This is a genomic window from Vibrio sp. KUL78 (assembly GCF_059725505.1).
The window spans coordinates 471439-492536 of record NZ_AP045837.1 but is presented as its reverse complement, the minus strand read 5'-3'; the positions used below and the strand labels follow the sequence as shown (position 1 = coordinate 492536).

General features: G+C 47.0%; 20 protein-coding genes. 8 read left to right on the top strand and 12 right to left on the bottom strand.

Annotated features, from left to right (window positions below; all coding sequences use genetic code 11):
* Positions 1-894 (top strand): pantoate--beta-alanine ligase, encoded by an 894-nt coding sequence (gene panC, locus AC6I8Y_RS02570; protein ID WP_394152959.1) that lies wholly within the window; start codon positions 1-3, stop codon positions 892-894.
* 80 nt (positions 895-974) lie between these two features.
* Here the strand turns inward: panC and AC6I8Y_RS02565 are convergent, their stop codons facing one another.
* Positions 975-2231 carry a methyl-accepting chemotaxis protein gene (locus tag AC6I8Y_RS02565; protein WP_394152957.1) on the bottom strand — a complete coding sequence of 419 codons (1257 nt, stop codon included), beginning with the start codon at positions 2229-2231 and terminating at the stop codon, positions 975-977.
* Between the two features lie 134 nt (positions 2232-2365).
* On the opposite strand from AC6I8Y_RS02565, the gene AC6I8Y_RS02560 reads away from it, so the two are divergent.
* Positions 2366-3136: a potassium channel family protein gene (locus tag AC6I8Y_RS02560; protein ID WP_234494529.1), complete on the top strand. Its 771-nt coding sequence runs from the start codon at positions 2366-2368 to the stop codon at positions 3134-3136.
* A 32-nt stretch (positions 3137-3168) separates the two neighbouring features.
* On the opposite strand, the gene AC6I8Y_RS02555 is transcribed toward AC6I8Y_RS02560, so the two are convergent.
* Positions 3169-4686: a CYTH and CHAD domain-containing protein gene (locus AC6I8Y_RS02555; RefSeq protein ID WP_498020724.1), complete on the bottom strand. Its 1518-nt coding sequence runs from the start codon at positions 4684-4686 to the stop codon at positions 3169-3171.
* Positions 4687-4892: 206 nt separating this feature from the next.
* Between AC6I8Y_RS02555 and AC6I8Y_RS02550 the strand changes: the two genes are divergently transcribed.
* The 3 genes from AC6I8Y_RS02550 (at position 4893) to AC6I8Y_RS02540 (ending at position 7792) form a co-directional block, all read left to right on the top strand.
* Positions 4893-5573, top strand: a complete 681-nt coding sequence (locus AC6I8Y_RS02550; RefSeq protein ID WP_042475951.1) for a TIGR00153 family protein — start codon at positions 4893-4895, stop codon at positions 5571-5573.
* 124 nt (positions 5574-5697) lie between these two features.
* Positions 5698-6960 (top strand): inorganic phosphate transporter, encoded by a 1263-nt coding sequence (locus AC6I8Y_RS02545; protein WP_252013401.1) that lies wholly within the window; start codon positions 5698-5700, stop codon positions 6958-6960.
* Between the two features lie 220 nt (positions 6961-7180).
* Entirely contained in the window at positions 7181-7792 is a 612-nt protein-coding gene (locus AC6I8Y_RS02540; RefSeq protein WP_042475948.1) for a TIGR04211 family SH3 domain-containing protein, read from the top strand.
* A gap of 68 nt (positions 7793-7860) precedes the next feature.
* Here AC6I8Y_RS02540 and rpoS read toward each other — a convergent pair whose 3' ends face one another.
* From rpoS to AC6I8Y_RS02495, 9 genes are all read right to left on the bottom strand, one after another.
* Positions 7861-8844, bottom strand: a complete 984-nt coding sequence (gene rpoS / locus AC6I8Y_RS02535) for an RNA polymerase sigma factor RpoS (protein WP_042475947.1) — start codon at positions 8842-8844, stop codon at positions 7861-7863.
* A 118-nt stretch (positions 8845-8962) separates the two neighbouring features.
* Entirely contained in the window at positions 8963-9922 is a 960-nt protein-coding gene (gene nlpD / locus AC6I8Y_RS02530; protein WP_394152951.1) for a murein hydrolase activator NlpD, read from the bottom strand.
* Between the two features lie 12 nt (positions 9923-9934).
* Positions 9935-10558, bottom strand: a complete 624-nt coding sequence (locus AC6I8Y_RS02525) for a protein-L-isoaspartate(D-aspartate) O-methyltransferase (protein ID WP_394152949.1) — start codon at positions 10556-10558, stop codon at positions 9935-9937.
* Between the two features lie 3 nt (positions 10559-10561).
* Entirely contained in the window at positions 10562-11323 is a 762-nt protein-coding gene (surE, locus tag AC6I8Y_RS02520) for a 5'/3'-nucleotidase SurE (RefSeq protein ID WP_252013398.1), read from the bottom strand.
* Positions 11324-11328: 5 nt separating this feature from the next.
* Positions 11329-12306, bottom strand: a complete 978-nt coding sequence (truD, locus tag AC6I8Y_RS02515) for a tRNA pseudouridine(13) synthase TruD (protein WP_394152947.1) — start codon at positions 12304-12306, stop codon at positions 11329-11331.
* A 12-nt stretch (positions 12307-12318) separates the two neighbouring features.
* Positions 12319-12798 (bottom strand): 2-C-methyl-D-erythritol 2,4-cyclodiphosphate synthase, encoded by a 480-nt coding sequence (ispF, locus tag AC6I8Y_RS02510; RefSeq protein WP_128647964.1) that lies wholly within the window; start codon positions 12796-12798, stop codon positions 12319-12321.
* A complete protein-coding gene (gene ispD, locus AC6I8Y_RS02505; protein ID WP_498020723.1) occupies positions 12795-13505 on the bottom strand; it encodes a 2-C-methyl-D-erythritol 4-phosphate cytidylyltransferase in 711 nt (236 codons plus the stop codon). Before ispD ends, ispF begins: the two co-directional genes overlap by 4 nt.
* Positions 13502-13783 (bottom strand): cell division protein FtsB, encoded by a 282-nt coding sequence (gene ftsB / locus AC6I8Y_RS02500; protein ID WP_128647962.1) that lies wholly within the window; start codon positions 13781-13783, stop codon positions 13502-13504. The genes ispD and ftsB overlap by 4 nt, the downstream gene beginning before the upstream one ends.
* Positions 13784-13901: 118 nt before the next feature.
* Positions 13902-14552, bottom strand: coding sequence for a PilZ domain-containing protein (locus AC6I8Y_RS02495; protein ID WP_394152943.1), 651 nt, complete (start codon positions 14550-14552; stop codon positions 13902-13904).
* Positions 14553-14771: 219 nt separating this feature from the next.
* Between AC6I8Y_RS02495 and AC6I8Y_RS02490 the strand changes: the two genes are divergently transcribed.
* The 3 genes from AC6I8Y_RS02490 to AC6I8Y_RS02480 all read left to right on the top strand — a co-directional run bounded on the left by AC6I8Y_RS02490 (position 14772) and on the right by AC6I8Y_RS02480 (position 19899).
* Entirely contained in the window at positions 14772-16883 is a 2112-nt protein-coding gene (locus AC6I8Y_RS02490; RefSeq protein ID WP_498020722.1) for a TonB-dependent siderophore receptor, read from the top strand.
* A gap of 179 nt (positions 16884-17062) precedes the next feature.
* A complete protein-coding gene (locus tag AC6I8Y_RS02485; protein ID WP_498020721.1) occupies positions 17063-18820 on the top strand; it encodes a bifunctional lysophospholipid acyltransferase family protein/GNAT family N-acetyltransferase in 1758 nt (585 codons plus the stop codon).
* Positions 18821-18984: 164 nt separating this feature from the next.
* Entirely contained in the window at positions 18985-19899 is a 915-nt protein-coding gene (locus tag AC6I8Y_RS02480; RefSeq protein ID WP_498017192.1) for a GGDEF domain-containing protein, read from the top strand.
* A gap of 64 nt (positions 19900-19963) precedes the next feature.
* Here AC6I8Y_RS02480 and arsB read toward each other — a convergent pair whose 3' ends face one another.
* A complete protein-coding gene (arsB, locus tag AC6I8Y_RS02475; RefSeq protein ID WP_252013384.1) occupies positions 19964-21019 on the bottom strand; it encodes an ACR3 family arsenite efflux transporter in 1056 nt (351 codons plus the stop codon).
* Between the last annotated feature and the right edge of the window lie 79 nt (positions 21020-21098).

Genomic DNA, 21098 nt, shown 5'->3' with positions numbered 1-21098 from the left:
ATGCAAACTTTCGCTGATATTGCTGAACTTAGAGAGCAGATTGCACAGCTAAAACGTGAACAACGCCGTATCGCGTTTGTTCCGACCATGGGTAACCTTCATGAAGGTCACTTAACGCTGATGCGCAAAGCTCGAGAGAACGCAGATGTGGTTGTGGCGAGTATTTTTGTTAACCCAATGCAGTTTGAACGCGCAGATGACCTCAACAACTATCCGCGCACGCTGGAAGATGACCTGAGTAAGCTGACCGCTGAAGGGGTTGATTTGGTATTCACGCCAACACCAGAAATCATGTACCCGAACGGTCTTGATAAGCAAACCTTCGTTGAGGTACCTGGCATCTCGCACATGCTTGAAGGGGCATCTCGCCCAGGACACTTTAGAGGCGTTGCCACTATCGTCACTAAGCTGTTCAATATTGTGCAGCCAGATGTCGCGTGTTTTGGTGAAAAAGACTACCAGCAGCTCGCGCTGATTCGTCAGATGGTGAACGACCTCGCCATGAATATCGAGATCATTGGCGTACCAACAGTACGCGAAATGGATGGTCTTGCTATGAGCTCTCGCAATGGCTACCTCACAATGGATGAGCGTCAACGTGCACCCGTGCTTGCGAGAACCATGCGTTGGATGAACAGTGCCATTCGTGGTGGTCGTGACGACTATGCATCCATCATCGAAGATGCCAGTGACCAGCTTCGCGCCGCGGGTTTGCAACCCGATGAGATCTTCATCCGTGATGCACACACCCTTCAGGCTATTGGCGACAGTTCTACCCACGCGGTCATTTTGATGTCTGCTTTCTTGGGTAAAGCGCGCCTTATTGACAATCAAGTACTCGAACTGGCTCAAACGCAGGTTGAACCAGAGACGAGTAACGAAGAGAATCAATAAGCACTCAGCTAAAAAAAGCGGCTCACTTACACCAAGTGAGCCGCTTTTTTATTGAAGCGTCTATAGAAATCTAACGTCGTTTAAACGTTGAAAGACTGGATCTTGCTATCAAGCTCAGCCGCGTTGTTTTGCATCATCTCAGACGTTTCGAGTAGCTCAGTGACCACCACAACCGATGCCTCTACCAACTCACGTACATTGGTTAGGTTTTGGTTCATCTCTTCAGCAACACTGCTCTGCTGACCCGCTGCAGTCGCGATTTGGAAGTTCATATCATTAATCTGGTTAACCTGGCTTACGATGCCATCAAGCTCAGTGCCCGCATTAGTTACAAGCTCTACGCCATCCGCCGCTTCAACCACACTCTTCTCCATCAGCTCTACCGCTGAATTGGCGCTCGATTGTAGCTGAGAGATCATCTCTTGAATTTCGACTGTTGCTTGCTGGGTACGCTGTGCAAGGTTACGTACCTCATCCGCTACCACGGCAAAACCACGTCCAGCTTCACCCGCTCGGGCGGCCTCAATCGCTGCATTCAGTGCAAGTAAGTTAGTCTGCTCAGAAATGCCTTGAATAGTGCCGACCACGCTACCAATCGATTCAACGCGCTCTTCGACCTGATTTACCGCTGCTGCAGAAGCAGAGATGTCGTTCGATAGCTCGCTCATCTTAGTAACAGTGCCCTGTACAAAGCGTTGACCCGTCTCAGCTTGACCCGAAGCCTGCTCAGTTAGTTGCGAGGCGTTATTCGCGTGGTCCGCAACGGTTTGAACCGTAGAGCTCATTTCGCTCATTGCAGTAGCCAACTGATCGATCTCTTGGAACTCTTCCTGAGATGACTCTTTGGTCTCAGACATGCTCAGCGTCATCACTTCAGTGAGTGTCGCCAGCTCTTGAGAGGTTGCTACTTGAGTTTTGATGATGTCTTGAAGCTGTGCACGCGTTCGTTCTAACTCACGAGCTACATCGCCGTACTCATCTTTACAGTCCATGATTACCGGAACTGTGAGATCTTTATCTGCCATTCGCTTAATGGCGTCGCTTAGGTAATTAGTCTGCTTAAGCATGGTTTTTGCTGCAAACATCAGCAATGCCACAAACAAAACAATCATCAAGGCAGTTTGCCATACGACCTGAACTAGATAAGCTTCGTAGTGCTGCTGGGCAATCGCTTCGTTCTGGGTTGCGGCAAGAAGAGAGTCGTAAAATGTGCTTGCATCCCACAACTGCTTACCAACAAGCAGTACGGTACTAAAAATCATCAACATCAACATCTTAGGAACTAAGCGAACATCGGTGATGAGTCGCTCCCAAGGTTTAAATGCCAGTGTGGTCATTATCCGTTCTCCATTAATTATTATATAGTTAGGGAATCTTTCTCTAACTGAATGCCATTTTCACTTGCCTGCATGCCAAAAGCCGTAGGGGGGAATGTGAATCATGAGACCAAGTTATTTATTTCGAGCCTCGTATGAAAGCAAATGATACCAAAACTGAAACTAAGCCTCTGAGCTTATTGTCACTGTTCCTCTCTTTTATGGCGCTATTTGTGATCTCAGCCTTATTGTTTGCTCCCATCAACGAGGATGAGCGTACTGTTCTTATCGGCCTCGACTTTATAATCTGTAGCTTATTTATTCTGCAACTTGTTGTGGATCTGATCCGCTCCACAGATCGAGTGCAATTTTTGAAAACCCACTGGATCGACTTTCTAGCCAGCCTGCCGATGATCGAGCCACTAAGATATGCCCGCGTCTTTCATATTTTCCGTGTGGTATTGGTGATTCGCTCTGGTGAGGCCTTATTAAGACAACTCGCTCGTAATAAACATGAAACGACGATCGCATCGATCCTTTTGCTACTCGTGCTGCTCATTACCGTTGGGGCTGGGCTGATTATGTGGGCTGAGAGCGGCGATCCCGATGCCAACATTCAACATATTGGCGACGCCGTTTGGTGGGCTTTTGTCACGGTATCAACGGTCGGTTATGGCGACCATTACCCGGTTACAATCGTAGGTAAGTTCTTGGCAGGTATCATTATTATCTGTGGTGTGGGTATGTTTGGTATGACGTCGGGCTTGATTACCTCACTGCTCTCTTCACCCAGTTCTATGGATGAGAGACGCTCCAAACACAAAGAGGTCATGCTACAGAAAGTGCTTAACCAACAAGAAGTGATTTTGCATAAGCTTGAGAAGATGGAGCAAAAAATCGAATCACTCGAGCAAGATAAAAAATAGGGAGGCGTATTGCCTCCCTACTCTGAACCGAATTAATTTTGCCAGTATGGCTCGGCCTCAATACTGATCTGCCTGGTCTGCTCCATAGCGTGTAAGATTGAGCTCTCCTGACGACGCAACCAGCGCTCTAGCTGCTCGCGCTCTTCGCCCTCAAGTTTATCAACAAGCTTCTCTAACAATTCTAGCATCTGTAAATCATCGATACCCTGCAGCAAGTCTGCCCACGGCAAACGGAAGTTATTGCGCTCTTCCATGCTGTACAGGCTTGCAAAACCAACGCCGGTATATAAGTTGCGCATCAAACGATACTGCTGGTCGATGTACTCTTGACGAGACAGTAGCTTCTCTGGTGGAAACGCTTCAATGAGCTCAGCCCAAGTACGAGCGAGCTGTTTCACTGAGAATGGCTTAATGTCTTGAGACATTTTTTCACGCGCCTTGTCATCCAAGAATGGCTGCCAGCCTCTCGAAAGGATCCAGCGGCTAAGGTCAAGCAACAAGCCTGCGTAACGCCCTGAATGAATGAGCTTTAGCATCTCTTCACGCTCAGGCAACTCTTGCTCCATCTCTTTAAGCTCAGCAACAAGAAACTTTCTTGCGTCTAGCTTTCTCAAAATGTGGCCTTTGTCTTCCAGCAAGGTCTCAAAGTGATCGTAGCTTTTTAGCCACTGCAACTCTTGCTCTAGCCATTTCAATTCTTGTCTCAAAATGGCGCTTGCGCGTCGCGGTACAATTCCACCGTAAACAGTCAGGACCTGGCGAATAAAGCTGAGCGCATGGCTGATCTCTTGCAAGGCCTCAATCGACTCATGCTCAACATAAATTTGCTCGTGATAATGCCAGTGCGCTAGTGCATGCTCTAAGGAGTGAACAAAGCAGCTTTCAACACTATCTGTCGCCACAGTATCCACCAAATCCATGGTCTTGACTGGGTCGCCATCATAGTTAGCTGCGAGTCTATAGCCGCGCGCTGCTTTGCTTAGGTTACCAAGTCGAATACCACCACTTTCACACAGCTCGCGGGCCAGAGTGAACAAGGCATCTGTTTGTCCGGACTTTAGCTCGAGCTCAACTTCACAAATTGGGTACGTTCTATCACCTGAAGAGACAACACCCTGATCAAACGCAACCTCAACCTGACTGCCATCAGTCATACCGATTAACCACTGTTCACGAGTGAAGTCGGTAGCAAATATTGGTAACAATTCTGATTGTAACGTCGCGATATCTTTCCCTTCTGGATAGATATCGGTAGGGTGAAGTGTTAAGTCTGGGATGTTAGAACTGTGTTCAGCGTTATATTCTGGACGTTGGTGCAGACCAGCCACAACGCGTCCTGCTGTCTTTACAGTCTGTACAAAAACATCGTCAAAGCGACGAATTCTGAGACCAATATCGTGTTGGCGCAGCCAGTTATCTGGCGTGTCGAAGTAAGTGTTTCCTAACTCACGACAACTGTGCTGAAGTACTTTTGTTTCAGCAATCTTGCTAAGCAAAGTTTCTGAAAATTCTGGAGAAACAAAAAACTTCAGTTCTATCTCGGTTTCCATAGTTTTACCTTTCGGGGGTACTGACAACAGGATATGAGCAATCGTACTAATCAGCAAGTGACAAATATCACCCAAATGATGATCTAAAACAGTTTAAATCGGCGTTTTAATGAGTTACCATGCGCGCCTTTATAGCCATCGCTCAACATTTCACCATGATATTGGTGTATGTTTATTTCAGGTTATATTAATTAGGTTGAACAACCATGCCAGTAAATACAATTATGGGGTTATTTGCAAAGTCCCCTATTAAGCCTTTGCAGCGCCACGTTGTGTGCGTAACAGAATGTTGCTCTCACCTTATCAACTTCTTTGAGACAAGCTCAAAGGGTGATTGGGAAAAAGCAGCGGAGATCCGTGCGCAGATTTCTCACTTAGAGAAAGAAGCCGACGTTTTGAAGCGTGAGATCCGTCTTAAACTACCACGCGGCCTGTTCTTGCCAGTAGACCGTAGCGATATGCTAGAGCTACTGACACAGCAAGATAAGCTTGCCAACCTTGCCAAAGACATTGCCGGTCGTGTTTACGGTCGCCAACTTGTCATTCCTGCACCACTTCAAGAAAACTTCATCGCTTACGTGAAGCGTTGTCTTGATGCAGCCAACCAAGCTCAGAACGTTATCAATGAGCTGGATGAACTGCTAGAGACAGGCTTTAAAGGCCGTGAGGTGACTCTGGTTGCAGAGATGATTCACCAACTCGATGTCATCGAAGATGATACCGATGCCATGCAAATCCAGCTTCGTCAGCAACTGATGGCGATTGAGCAAGACATGAACCCTATCGACGTTATGTTCTTGTACAAAATTCTTGAATGGGTCGGCGGTATTGCAGATCAAGCTCAGCGCGTAGGCGCTCGTCTTGAACTCATGCTGTCTAGGTCTTAAACACACGTTAACTAAGTAACAAAGAGCGAAGAAGTATTAGGCGTTGAGCACAGACAATGCTTAAGAGATTGCCCTGCGCCCGACTTTTGCTCCGCTTGTTATGAAACAAAACTAGGTTATTACAATGGATATTCTTGCAAACTACGGCACTATCCTGATTCTTGTTGCGGCGATGTTCGGTTTCCTTATGGCAATCGGTATCGGTGCAAACGATGTTGCCAATGCAATGGGTACTTCTGTTGGCTCTAAAGCTCTAACAGTTAAGCAAGCTATCATCATCGCGATGATCTTCGAATTCGCCGGCGCATACCTTGCTGGCGGTGAGGTAACAGACACTATCCGTAAGGGTGTGATTGAGACCTCTCTGTTTGCTCACCAGCCAGACGTTCTTGTGTTCGGTATGATGTCGTCACTATTGGCGGCAGGCACATGGCTATTGCTCGCGTCATACATGGGCTGGCCGGTATCTACGACTCACTCTATCATCGGTGCGATCATCGGTTTCGCTTGTGTGTCTGTCGGTACTGAAGCCGTAGACTGGGGTTCAGTAAAAGGCATCGTGGGTAGCTGGGTTATCACGCCTGTGATTTCTGGTTTCTTCGCTTACGTTATCTTCGTCAGTGCACAGCGACTGATTTTCGATACTGAGAAGCCACTGTTTAATGCTAAGCGCTTTGTGCCAGTGTACATGTTCATCACAACCATGGTGATTGCGCTGGTAACCATCAAGAAAGGTCTAAAGCACGTTGGCTTGCACCTTGAAGGTATGGAAGCATGGGCGTGGGCTGCAGGCGTTTCGGCCCTAGTTATGATTGGCGGTTACATCTACATTCAGCGTAAGTTTGCTGACCGTGAAGAAGACCATGGCTTTAGCGGTGTAGAAGGTATCTTCAGCGTACTTATGGTTATCACAGCTTGTGCGATGGCATTTGCACACGGTTCAAACGATGTGGCGAACGCGATTGGTCCACTGTCTGCTGTTGTTTCAACGGTTGAGCACATGGGTGAAATCACAGCGAAGAGCACCATCGCATGGTGGATTCTACCTCTAGGTGGTATCGGTATTGTTGTGGGTCTTGCGACTATGGGTCACAAAGTAATGGCTACTGTAGGTACAGGCATTACAGAGCTAACTCCAAGCCGCGGTTTCGCAGCACAGCTCGCAACAGCGTGTACTGTAGTATTAGCCTCTGGTACTGGTCTGCCAATCTCTACAACACAAACTCTAGTTGGTGCGGTATTGGGTGTTGGTTTCGCTCGTGGTATCGCAGCACTTAACCTAGGCGTTGTACGTAACATCGTGGCTTCGTGGGTCGTGACTCTGCCTGCTGGTGCACTGCTAGCAGTCGTATTCTACTACATGATGCAAGCGGTATTTGGCGCATAAGCCAAAGCAAAACAAAAGTCAGGGAGATGTGAAGCTCACGTCATATTTGACTCAAATTCAAATAAAGGGAGGCTAAGCCTCCCTTCTTTGTTGCACCCACTTAAGAAACTTCATACTATTTGGGCATTCTTAAAAGTTTACAATTTGAGAGTGCGTAACAGCCCTGCTGCTAGCGCTACTTTCTTCATCATTCCCCATTGATACACTTAAGGGACTTACTGTGAAAAAACTGATCTGCATGATCATGGTGTCGTTGCTCGCTGCTCCTGCGGCGTTGGCTCAAGATCGTTATATTGCCGACAAGCTATTTACCTACCTACATTCTGGACCAAGCGCTCAGTACCGTATTATTGGTAGCATCAACGCAGGTGACAAGGTTCAGCTGCTATCGTCTAACCGTGAGACAGGTTACTCACAGGTTCAAGACAGCCGTGGCCGTAAAGGCTGGGTAGAATCTAAATTTGTGACGACTCAAGAAAGTATGGCGGTTAGACTGCCTCGTCTTGAGAAAGAACTGACGCAAGTGAAATCTCAGCTATCGAGTGCACGCGAAACAGCAGACAGTGAGAAAGGCGGCCTAGTCAGCTCGCTAGAAGCACGCAACAAGCAGATCGCTGAGCTTGAGCAAAACTACTCAGACATCAGTGAACAGCTGACCTCTTCTCAAACAGAAATCCGTGAGCTACGCGCTAAGCTAGACACACAAAAAGAAGACCTACTGCTTCGCTACTTCATGTACGGCGGCGGTGTAGCCGGTGCTGGTCTTCTATTCGGTCTGATTCTTCCGCATCTGATTCCGCGTCGTAAGAAAAGCCCGAATGGCTGGGCGTAATACGCTAACGCCATCAACACATAAAAAAACCGCCTTATAGGCGGTTTTTTATGTCTTTTGAATCGATTCTAATCGTCATCGAAATTGAACAACGACTCCATATTCAAACCTTGTTTCACTAGTATATCGCGCAACCTGCGAAGCCCCTCAACTTGGATCTGACGAACACGTTCACGAGTGAGGTTAATCTCTCTGCCGACCTCTTCAAGTGTCGATGGCTCGTAACCAAGAAGACCAAACCTTCGAGCTAGAACCTCTTTTTGTTTCGGGTTCAGCTCATCTAACCAGTGAATAAGTGATGATTTAATGTCATCGTCTTGGGTTGATACTTCTGGATCAGAATGGGTTGAATCAGGAATGATATCCAGTAGCGCCTTTTCACCATCTCCACCAATTGGCGTATCGACTGAGCTAATACGCTCGTTAAGGCGAAGCATTTTAGAGACATCGCTGACCGGCTTATCGAGTTTTTGAGCAATCTCTTCAGCGGTCGGCTCATGGTCAAGCTTTTGCGACAGCTCACGAGCCGTACGAAGGTAAATATTCAGCTCTTTGACGACGTGAATTGGCAAACGAATGGTGCGCGTCTGATTCATCAAAGCACGTTCAATAGTTTGGCGGATCCACCAGGTCGCATAGGTTGAGAATCGGAAGCCACGTTCAGGGTCAAACTTCTCTACAGCACGGATCAAACCTAGGTTGCCCTCTTCGATTAAATCAAGGAGTGCAAGGCCACGGTTGCTGTAGCGTCGAGAGATTTTCACAACGAGACGAAGGTTACTTTCGATCATACGTTTACGTGCAGCTTCATCTCCTTTGAGTGCACGTCTTGCATAAAGAACTTCTTCTTCAGCGGTAAGTAGTGGTGAGAAGCCAATTTCCCCTAGATAGAGCTGGGTCGCATCCAAGCTTTTGGCCGAGGCATCGTACAGGTCTTTCTCTTCGGCTTCTGAGTTGGAATCGTCATTGGTCAATGTTGATTGCACAACATCAACGGATTCGTTTTCAATGTCGAAGTTTTCGTTCTTGGTTACTGCATTGCTGATACTCATAGCGCCTCCCCCTGGCGAGCTAGCAAGACATGACAACTCAACTATGTCGCTAACTTTCTCTGATTACGTCAATCAAATTGCAAGTAGCTTTTCGTACGTTGTAAACGTTATACGGCAGTTACGGCAAGTAGCGTTTAGGGTTTACCGATTTGCCTTGATATCGAATTTCAAAGTGCAGTCTTACGCTGTTGGTTCCGGAGCTTCCCATCGTAGCGATTTTTTGTCCGGCTTTGACACTTTGTCCTTCAGAGACCAATAGCCTATCGTTGTGTGCATATGCGCTTAAGTAGCTGTCGTTATGTTTGACGATAACGAGGTTTCCATAACCACGAAGTGCATTGCCCGAGTAAACCACAGTTCCTTTTGCAGTGGCGACAATGTCTTGGCCACGCTGGCCAGCAATGTCTATCCCTTTGTTTCCTTGGTCCCCTGCAGAAAAGTTCTTTATTACACGTCCCTTTGTTGGCCAGACCCAGCTGGAGACTTTCGCGTTAGAGCTAGGCGGAGGTGTCGGCTTAGCTTTTGCTGTCTGCTGTGGCTTTGCTTGCGGCTTAGCGGTCTGTTTTGCCGTATTAGGTTTCGTGTTATTAACATTTTGTTTACCTTTAGACTCACCATACTCCTTTGTTTTGCTTTGATCAACCTTCTTTGCAGCCGTTTTTTGACTATTTTGTGTTGATGAGCTACTCGCTTTTGGAGCCGGGGTTGAGGCTGCTTTTGTGCTGCTTGAACTCGCTGCAGCCGTTGCTGCAGAAGCCGTCGCGACATCGCCAGCCCCCGAACCACCAAATGCAGGTGGCGCATAGGCTTGACGCCACAAGTTGAGGCGTTGCCCCGGATGAATAGTATAAGGTGATTGAAGATTATTGAGTCTAATCAGGTCTTTAACATCTTTATCGGTAACGTAGGAGATAAAATAGAGGGTGTCACCTTTCTGGACTTCGTAGTAGCTACCTCGATAGCTGCCACGGGAGACATTATCGTACTTGCCTCCCAAATTTGAGACAGGCGCAGGCGAATGCCCAGCACATCCAATGAGTGCACTAGACAGAAAAACAACGGAAACCACTGCTTTCATTCGGCTTTGCATTTACGCCAATTCACCTGCTACGAGAGGAACAAACCTCACCAATTCAACAACTTCGGTACTAAAACTATCACCTTTACGGGTGATTTTTAATAATTGTTGCTCATTATCGCCGACTGGGATCACTAAACGTCCACCATCATTGAGCTGCGACAACAAGGCTTGGGGAACTTCGGAAGCAGCCGCGGTAACGATAATGGCATCGAATGGGCCCTTTGCTTGCCAGCCCTGCCAACCATCACCATGCTTGGTGGAAATATTGTATATATCAAGGCGCTTCAATCGGCGTTTAGCTTCCCATTGCAGCGCTTTAATTCTTTCCACCGAGTAAACATGATCCACAAGTTGCGCGAGTACCGCCGTCTGATAGCCAGATCCCGTGCCGATTTCGAGTACGCGTGTCTCTCTTTCAAGATCCAGTAGTTCTGTCATCTTAGCGACAATATAAGGCTGCGAAATCGTCTGACCGGCACCGATAGGTAAGGCATTGTTGTCGTAAGCTTGGTGAAGCATAGCCTGAGAAACGAACTGTTCTCTAGGTACAGCTAAAATGGCATCGAGCACCGATACGCTGTTCACTCCATGAGATCGGATAAACTCCACTAATTTTGCTGCTTGTGGGTTCATTAGTTACTCTCTCCCTGATACCCAACGTTCCATTGCGCCAATTGACTCATGGGCAGTTAAATCGACCTGCAAAGGTGTGATCGAGATATGCCCCTGTTCAATTGCATAAAAGTCAGTGCCTACTCCAGCGTCTTGCTCCTTGCCAGGAGGTCCCAACCAATAGATATCATGACCACGCGGGTCTTGTTGTTTGATCATGCTCTCTGCATGATGTCGAGCGCCCAATCGTGTCACAGACACCTCGCCAAGATCTGCAAGGGCACGATCTGGGATATTAATGTTCAGTAATCGATTCGTGGGAACGCGCGTCGCTAAATGCCTTTCGACAAATTGACGAGCGATGATCGCTGCCGCTTTAAAATGCTGTTTACCGACCAAGCTGAATGCGATGGATTGTACACCTAGAAAGTGACCTTCCATTGCTGCAGCAACAGTTCCAGAGTAGAGCACATCATCACCTAGGTTCGCACCATGGTTGATCCCAGATAACACCAAGTCAGGCATATCATCTTTCATCAACTCGTTCAGGGCAAAGTGCACACAATCTGTCGGTGTGCCCTGCACTGAGTAGACTTTGGGCTCGATCTGATTGACTCGCAGGGGCTGCTCAAGAGTCAAAGAGTTTGAAGCGCCGGAACGATTACGATCTGGCGCAACAATAGTGACATCAGCGATCTGAGCCAGTTCCGCTGCTAAGGTGCGAATACCCTCTGCATGCACACCATCATCATTACTGATGAGAACTTTTATTCTTTTACTATCCATGAAACCTAGAATTGCCTTTCTACTTCTTCTACGTTTGCCAACTCTCTCAAGATTGATGTCGCAAAGCTTCCTGAATCAAGGAAGAAAGAGAGCGTTACGGCTTGTCCATCTGAGTCACTGTTTAGTGCCTCTGGTTTGAGCACAATCGCTCGTCGGTCGTGACGCATGCGATTACCGCGGATCAGAGCCATCAGATCGGGTTCGCCGTCAACAATGCTTTGCTCAAGCGCCATCGCCGCATCTTGTGTTGGTAGCGCATTATCGCCTGCCAACGCTGCTGTGATCAGCCCGGTTTCATCCAGAATGTCACCAGGTAACTCTGAGTTAAAACAGCCTTGCTCAAGTCGCATAGAAACGATTTGGTTAAAGATCCAAGAACGAGCGGCTGACAGATACAAGCTACGCTTGTTCTGATTACGGGTGCGAACATTCTCACGCCCCCAGCGCTTTGCTTCCGTAACGTTGTTGCCATCGCGACCAAAACGCTGTTGACCAAAATAGTTTGGCACGCCTGCCTCAGACACTTTGGCGACTCTTTCCATTAAGCCTTCAACGTCAGACACTTCTGTAAGGCGAATTTCAAACTCGTTGCCAGCAAGGTCACCAGGGCGCAGCTTTTTGTTGTGCCAATCTGTTGCCACTATTTCAATACTAGGATATTGAGCAAGGAACGCTGTAAAGTCAGGAACATTCTTCTTAGGCAAATGGACACTGAGCCATTGCTCGGTAATCGCATGACGATCTTTTAAACCTGCCCAGCCGATATCTTTAGACTTAACGCCACATACCTTAGCAAGTTCATTGGCGACAAAGCTGGTGTTTTCACCATTTTTGCGCACGCGAAGCATTAAGTGTTCACCTTCGCCAGCAAACTCAAAACCAAGTACTTCTTTAACAATAAAGTCTTCGTTGCTGGCTTTGAATTTAGCGCTAACCGTTGGTTTCCCGTATAGGTAGTTCAGTTCGTTGAGAACATCCGTCATGATATCTGCCTTTTAAGACGTTACTTTGTTGATCAGTACCACAGCTTCTGTGGCAATACCTTCTTTACGTCCTGTAAAACCAAGTCTTTCCGTAGTGGTCGCCTTAACATTGACGTTACCAATATCTGTATCTAGGTCTTGAGCGATGACCTGACACATGGATTCAATATGTGGTGCCATTTTCGGCGCTTGTGCCATGATGGTGATGTCCGCATTGACTAACTCGTAGCCTTTCGCTTTCACCTTACTGTAAACATCACGCAGCAGCGCGCGACTGTCCGCGCCTTTCCACTCTTCATCAGTATCTGGAAAGTGACGACCAATATCACCCGCAGCGATAGCGCCCAGCAAGGCATCACACAATGCATGTAATGCCACATCGCCATCTGAGTGAGCAATCAAGCCTTGCTCATAAGGAATCGAAACACCACCAATGATGACAGGTCCTTCACCACCAAACTTATGTACATCAAAGCCATGACCTATTCTCATTGTTCTGGTTCCTTATTTTTAAGATAGAACTCCGCCAGAGCGAGATCCTCTGGTCGAGTAATTTTAATGTTGTCACTGCGACCTTCCACCAGCAATGGCGCTAACCCTGCCCATTCAACAGCAGACGCTTCATCGGTAATGGTGACCCCTTCCGATAGTGCATCACTCAGTGCACTGTGCAGCAGTTCCACTTTAAACATCTGTGGCGTAAGTGCATGCCAAAGACCCGCTCTATCCACCGTATGATCAATGCCTTTGGCACCGTTTGCGCGTTTCATCGTGTCTTTCACTGGCGCAGCAAGAATTCCCCCAACTGGGTGAGTGCTCACTTCATAAATGAGTTTGCTGATATCTTCGTGAGTGATACAAGGTCTCGCCGCATCGTGCACAAGACACCAAGCATTAGGCACACGCTGTTTCACATAGTCTATTGCAGATAAAACTGAATCAGCACGCTCACCACCGCCCGGCACTCTGATGACGGGTTTCTCTGAGATAAACGACAGTCCTTCAAAGTAAGGGTCATTATCACTGATTGCGACAATCACACTCTCGATACTTTGATGCGACAATAGGCGCTCAATAGTATGCTCAAGAATGGTCTGCTCGTGGATTTTTAGATATTGCTTGGGAATATCCGCTTGCATTCGACTACCGACACCTGCTGCAGGCACGATAGCAATGATTGGATGATGCTCAGGGATCATTGGTTGTCCTCACCTATGATTCGGTAGAAAGTCTCTCCTTGCTGAATCATTCCGAGCTCATGCCTAGCGCGCTCTTCGATAGCATCCAGTCCCTGTCTGAGATCGTCTATTTCAGCAAACATCTCGTCGTTGCGGGTTTGAAGGTTACCATTCACTTGCTGCTGGACATGAATTTCTGCGTCTACTTGGTTAAAGTCAACGATGCCATTTTTTCCAAACCAAAGAGTGTACTGAAGCCAAGAAAACACCACAAACAACACAAGTGTAAAGATACGCATAAGTCGGAACATTCCATTGAGAAATTCTGCTCTTTATATAGCACAGTTTACACTTTGAAATAAGCGAAGAAAAAGCATTGTTGTTATGTAGAAGTCAAAGTAAGCACACACTCGCTTTTTAACTCACATTCAATGACAGCTCCGCGAGTGTGGTTTTTAAGCGATTAGACATTAAGACTTGTTGATTGAACTGAATGCCAAGTAGCGTGCCTTTGCCTTGCTTCTTCACCGTAACCACCTCAAAGCTTATTCCAGCCGGTAGGAACTGGTTTAATGGACACTCGACTTTGAGAGCTAATCCTTTACAGAAATCATGTGGCCCTTCGATATACACACCACAACCTGCCAATGAGAAATCAACCATTTTGCCCTCTACAGCAGACTGCCCAAAAGAGAGATTGCATGGCACGGACAACTTGTAGCGAGAGTGCTCCCTGATGGGCTTAGAAACAAAATCAGAAGGCGCCGCCAAGAACAGATGCTGACACGGTTCATCCGCTCGCGAAATAAAGCGTGAACGAAAAGCGATAACATGACCAAAGCTTGAGTCTGAGAGTCCCCGAATGACAAGATCGCCGTCAGTCAGCTCTCCGAGAGCCTCTGAACCAACCTGAGTGACATCAACAATTAGAAAGGCGGAAGGTTTGAAGCCGATAAGGGTTGCGGCGATCCCTTTAATCTGCTGATTATCTGCGGATGAAAGACTCAATTTCATCCCTGGTTTCAAGAAACGGTAACACTTATTTTGTTCTTCTAGTCCCCACTCCATTGATAGAACTCCTTTCACTAACAACAAGTTAATTACACTCCATTTACCATTGTTATGCAATCACTCCCTTGTATAAACAGGCGATACAATTGCTTACATTTATATTTATTGTAAATGATAATAAATAGCATTAGCATTCATGTCGCCATTTCAACTATTGGCATAACTCTCTAATAATAAAACCGTTTGTCTCGGATACTCGAGCAAGGAAAGCCCAGAATGAAATTCAAAGTGACCACACTTTGTAGTGCAGTGGTACTCGCACTCCATACCGCCCCAACCTTCGCAGATGACGCACCTAGCAATGTAGACGAAACGCTTGTTGTTCACGCTCAAGCCTTCGATGACTACAAAGTGGATAGTGCAACCGGCGCGATGCGAACCGACACCACTATGTTGGAAACGCCTCAATCCGTGAACGTTATTCCTGAAATTGTGCTTGATGAGCAACTTGCAACCACGCTAGGTGAAGCGCTACAGAATGATGCAAGCGTCAATGCAGGTTCTCAGAAGTGGAATCGCGAAGAGTTCTATATTCGTGGCTTTGAGCTTTCATCAACCAACGGCTACCTTCGAAACGGGCATTCATTGTTTACACACTACATGCTGCCTATCGAGACACTGGATCGCATCGAAGTGATCAAAGGACCATCAAGTCTACTTTATGGTAACTCGGCACCTGGCGGCATGATCAACATGGTTTCAAAGAAACCGACGGCGAAGCCTATGGTGAATGTAGGAACAGACTTCGATCACCTAGGTAGTACTCGCTATCACATTGATGCATCGGGCAAGTTAAATGAATCTGGTACGTTGCGTGGGCGAACCGTTCTTGTAAAGCAAGATGCAGTGGAGACGCGTCGCTATTCCAATGGCGAGCAAAGAGAGCGCGATCGCTTCTTGGGATACGGCGTGATTGAGGCCGATCTTGCGGATTGGGGCTTGCTGTCTGTTAACTATGAAAAGACTAACGACCGTGCACCTATCGACTCTGGATCATGGTTAGATATGCAAGGCAATCGCCTTGGTGATCGTGACATGATCCGTGATGCACACTGGTCATTTATCGATAATGATGTGGAGAACTGGGGCGCGGATTTAGACCTATATATCAACTCCCAATGGCGCGCTAATCTGAGCTATAACTCACAGCATATGAAGCGCCACCGCTACGATTCTCTGCCAACGCCGACTGCGGATACCATCGTGGATGGCAGTTACATACTAAAACCGTTTGATCGTCACGATACATGGAAAACTCAAGCATTCCACGCAGACCTTCACGGTGAGTTCACCGCATTAAGTGTCGATCACCAAGTGCTTCTTGGCGTTAATGGTCAGTTTTATGATTACGCCCAGCTTCGAGTATCAGGCGAGGCTATCGATGTGAATCCTGGTGATATCCCGAGCAACCCAGGGTTGGATTACAACAACGACAAAACGGTCTATGAGAGCAGCAACCATTTCTATGGTTTCTATGCTCAAGATTTAATTACCTTTAACGACCAGTGGCAGGCACTTGTTGGTGGACGTTATGATCAATATTTTGCTGATGGCACCAACCCAGCAACCGGTGACATTGTCAAAGGCGCCAATGATAGCCAAGCGTTTTCGCCAAAAGTCGGCGTTATCTATCACCCAAGTTACTCAGGCAGTATCTATGCAAACTACTCTGAGAGCTTCAACCCTGTTAGCAACGTTGTAAATGACGATGGTTCGGTCACCGAACGTACCCCGGAAAAGAGCCGACAGTATGAATTAGGCACAAAGTGGGAACTGATGGATAACCGCTTGCTTCTAACGGGTGCTGTATTCGATATAGAAAAACGAAACATCAGCATCGAAGAAAATGGCATTACTACCCAAAATGGTAACCAATTGCATCGCGGCGCAGAAGCTGGAGCACAAGGTCAACTGTCAGAGCAATGGTTTGTAATGGCGTCAGGTATGTACCTAGATGCGAAATACAACAATCACGATTTGTACCAAGACAAAACGCCAGCCAACGTTCCTGAATGGTCAGGTTCAGTATGGACGCGTTATGCATGGACTGAAGCGACCGCATTCAATATTGGTCTTTTCTACCAAGGTGAACGCTGGGCAGACAATGCGAATACCGTTCAATTAGATGGTTATGCTCGTGTTGATACCGGCGCATCACATAAGATCGCCAGCGATTACGTCACATGGGACTTCCGCTTTAATATCGAAAACTTGTTCGACACTGAATACGTGTCTGGCACCGGCGGCAGCACCAGCAACAATGTTGTCACAGACGTGCACTACGGCAACGAGCGTCGCTTCAAGTTATCGGTGAATGCAACCTTCTAACCCGCATTAACCTCAACACATCTAAGAGCGCTTCGGCGCTCTTTTTTATTGCCAGCTGTCTATTTCGTCACCAATCTGACATCAATACGTCATCCATCCTCCATCTCTCTTACGCAATTTTGACACATGGGCGTCATACCCTTTTAACGACAATAAATGGAATACGCCCAGAGGATGTTATGGATACCACCAGCCCTTTTCGCTTGCCAAGAAAGACCCCTTTAGGAATTGCAGAGAACGTTGCCGAATGGGCCACTGGTCTGTCGGTACTTGACCAATTATATGCTCAGCGCCCTGCTGGCTGTAATACCGAGTCCTTCTTGCGTTTTTCATTAGAGATTTTGGGGATCGACTATCACGTTGTGTCGGGCAGTCGTGACAACATTCCACATACAGGCTCAACCCTGATCGTCGCAAACCATCCGCTCGGCTGTGTTGAAGGCGTCATACTCGCGGAGTTACTGCTGCAAGTTCGCAAAGACGTGAAAATACTGGCAAACGAGTTCCTGAAACTCGTCCCGGAGCTAGAGCCGCTATTTATTGGTGTCGATGTCTTTGATGGTGCGAATGCTCACCGCTCCAACACCCGTGCACTCAGACAGGCTAATCAACACCTTGAGCAAGGCGGAGCCTTGCTGCTCTTTCCCGCAGGAGAGGTATCTCAACTAGTTGATAGCAAAGCACTTCGCTTAGAAGATAAAGAGTGGAGTCGCTCTGTCAGTACCCTGATAAAGAAAAACAAGGCGCTCACCGTACCTGTTCATATAGGCGGGCTGAACTCAAAGCGTTTCTATCTAGCAGGAAAGGTACATCCTATGCTGCGCACTGCCATGTTGGGTCGAGAGTTGCTAAACAAAAAAAATCGCCCTATTGGCATCTCTATTGGTGAAGCCATCAAATACAAAGAGGTAAACACCCTCGATAACCGACAGTTAGTTAACTACCTGAGACTCAATACCTACCTATTGGGCAGGGATCAGACCGAGCGAAACGTCTCTGATTCAGACACCTCCAACTACCAAGCCATCGCTCCTGCTGTTCATGTCAGTGATCTACTCGAAGATATAGAGCAGCTGCCAGCGGAGCATCATTTACTGTCCAGTGGTGAGTTTGAGGTTTACTGTACGACCATCGACTATATCCCATCGGTGATGCACGAGATTGGACGCATGCGCGAGAGCAATTTCCGCCAAGTCGGGGAAGGTACTGGGCTGTCACTCGATATCGACCAGTTTGATAAAGACTATCATCACCTGTTTGTGTGGGATAGAGAGAAGCACAAACTCGTGGGCGCCTACCGACTTGGTTTGGTAGATAAGCTGCTCGAACATCACGGAATCCAAGGCTTGTATTCAAGAACCTTGTTCCAATACGACCAACCTTTTCTTGATACCATGGGCAAGTCTATTGAGATGGGTCGAAGCGTCATTGCCCTTGAATATCAAAAGAGCATGAGCGCACTGCTATTGCTTTGGAAAGGCATTGCTGAGTTCGTACATCGACATTCGGAATACACTCACCTGTTTGGTCCGGTCAGTATCAGCAGTGACTACAGTGAGGTAGCAAGACAGCTTCTAGCGGATACCATGACGCTGCATCACTACGACAGCGAGAGTGCAAAACATGTCATTGCTCCAAATCCTCCAAAACTGGAAGATGCACCAAGCTGGAATACCCACCTGCTTTCTGCCCTGGCTGACATGCAGCTTCTATCGCGCGTAATTTCTCGACTGGATGAAGGCAAAGGGGTGCCCGTGTTGCTAAGGCAATATCTAAGCCTCAATGGCAAGCTCGTCAGTTTTAACGTCGACCCTGATTTCAACAATGCGCTCGATGGACTTATTGTGGTGGATCTAAGGCGCGTGCCTCTCAAGTCTTTGTCTCGTTATATGGGTAGTGAACATGCCAAACAGTATCTCGCTCTTCACAATAGCTAATCGGTAAATAATTGATAAGTTGAATATTTAAAAAGCAGCTTCGGCTGCTTTTTGTGGTTTCACCTGTCTCACACCTGAGAAAAAAGGCAAACACTGTCAGCAAAAACCTACAAATTGATATGCATCACAGTCCTTATGTATGGTGCATGATAGAAACAGCAAAAATGATAACTACCTCAACCACTTCCATTCGTAAGCCACGATTTGGTCTTGTGGGCTATAGTGGGATTTTTGCAGTGACAGATTTGACGTATCAGCAAGCGACGGCGCTTTTTCGCCATTTCCCTGGTTTTCTTTCTATCAGGAATGCGCAACATCAATATGTGTATATCAATGATAAGTTCACTGTTTGGCTACGCCAGTACTCTGATGTTGACCCTATTGGTCTTAACGCTGATCAGCTTTCAAAACGAGTCCCGAGTAATGTTGGAGAGATGCTCAGAGAGTGTCACGACGCCAGTTTGGAATATCTAGGAGCAGGACAATGTGCACCCAAGATCATCAAGTTCACCAGTTTAGATAAGGTGTCTTACTTCAACGTCCTAAAATTTAAGGTACTGATTGACGGTGAACCTTATATCTATACCACCAGTTTCGATGTCACCGATTTGCATCACGAAGCCAAGTTCTTCGAGAAAAAAGCCTATACCGACCCCTTAACCAAGCTCCACAATCTCGCTTATCTGAGCTCAGTGCATTGGCAATACGGTTACTGTGTGGTGATAGATCTAGATAACTTCAAGCAGGTAAACGACACTTCTGGCCATAGCGAGGGGGATATTGTACTGATGCGCTTTGCGCGCTGCCTGAAACAGGCTTTTGCCGCTCAAGACATCCTGGTGCGCTATGGTGGCGATGAATTTGTAGTACTGACCCACCATCAAGACGAAGTCATGTTGCACTTAGCGCTTGAGAAGTTATCTGCCTTGTTTGAAAAGAACTTCGTAAACTATCCGATGCTATGCCACAGTGTGGGCTATACCCCTTTTCGAACCAGCCTGAGAGGAACGCTCAAGAAAGCGGATCTCGCCATGTACAAAGCAAAACACAACAAACGAAGTACGCTTGAACAGTCATAAAAAACGGAGCCACTTGGCTCCGTTTTCAGTTGTATCGCTCTGTCGCTAGATTCTGTACAGGACACTAAGAGGAGTAGCGCGCTTTCATCTTTAAGGTGAAGTTGACCAAGGCAATCAATACCGGCACTTCAATAAGAGGACCAATAACCCCCGCAAACGCCTCTGGTGAGTTCAAACCAAATACGGCAATAGCAACGGCAATGGCTAACTCAAAGTTATTACCTGTTGCGGTGTACGCAATAGAAGCATTCTTATCAAATGGCACGCCCATCTTTTTCGCAACAAAGAAGCTCACGAAGAACATCAAGAAGAAATAGATAGTCAAAGGTATGGCAACACGAACCACCTGCATCGGCAGTTCTACAATCATCTCACCTTTTAGGCTAAACATAAGTACAATCGTCGCCAGCAACGCGATCAAAGTAATAGGCGAAACTGCTGGGATAAACGTTTCGTTGTACCACTGCTCACCTTTCTTAGCGACTAAGATCTTACGGCTTAAGAATCCTGCCAAAAATGGAATACCAAGATAAATCATGACACTCTCGGCAATCTCTCCCATTGAGATATCAACGACTTGACCTTGAAAGCCAAATTTAGGTGGCAGAACGGTAATGAATAGCCATGCTAAGAAGCTGTACGTCACGATTTGAAATACACTGTTGAGCGCGACAAGCGCTGCCCCATACTCTTTGTTACCACCACCAATATCGTTCCACACTAGTACCATAGCGATACAACGCGCGAGACCAATCAGAATAACGCCAGTCATGAGGCTAGGCTCATCACCCAAGAAAGTCAGTGCCAGCACGAACATCAAGATCGGGCCCACTAACCAGTTCATGACCAAAGAGAGTGTAACGGCCTGCTTATCTTGCAGCACTTTGCCCATCAAACCATAGTTCACTTTGGCAAGCGGTGGATACATCATCAAAATAAGACCAATCGCTAGTGGGACGTTGGTACTGCCAACCGTCATTGACTCATTCAAGCCTTCGATTTGGCTTGGAAACGCGACACCCAATAGAACACCAACACCCATGGCTAAAAAGATCCACAGGGTCAGAAATCTATCTAAAAAGCCCAGTTTTTTCGGTTGCTCAATCGCTAACTCAGACATGTTAACTCTCCGATATCGTTAATCGTCGAATAACGATAAACAAGTGGTAATAAAAGCCGGCATCGCCGACTTAATGATA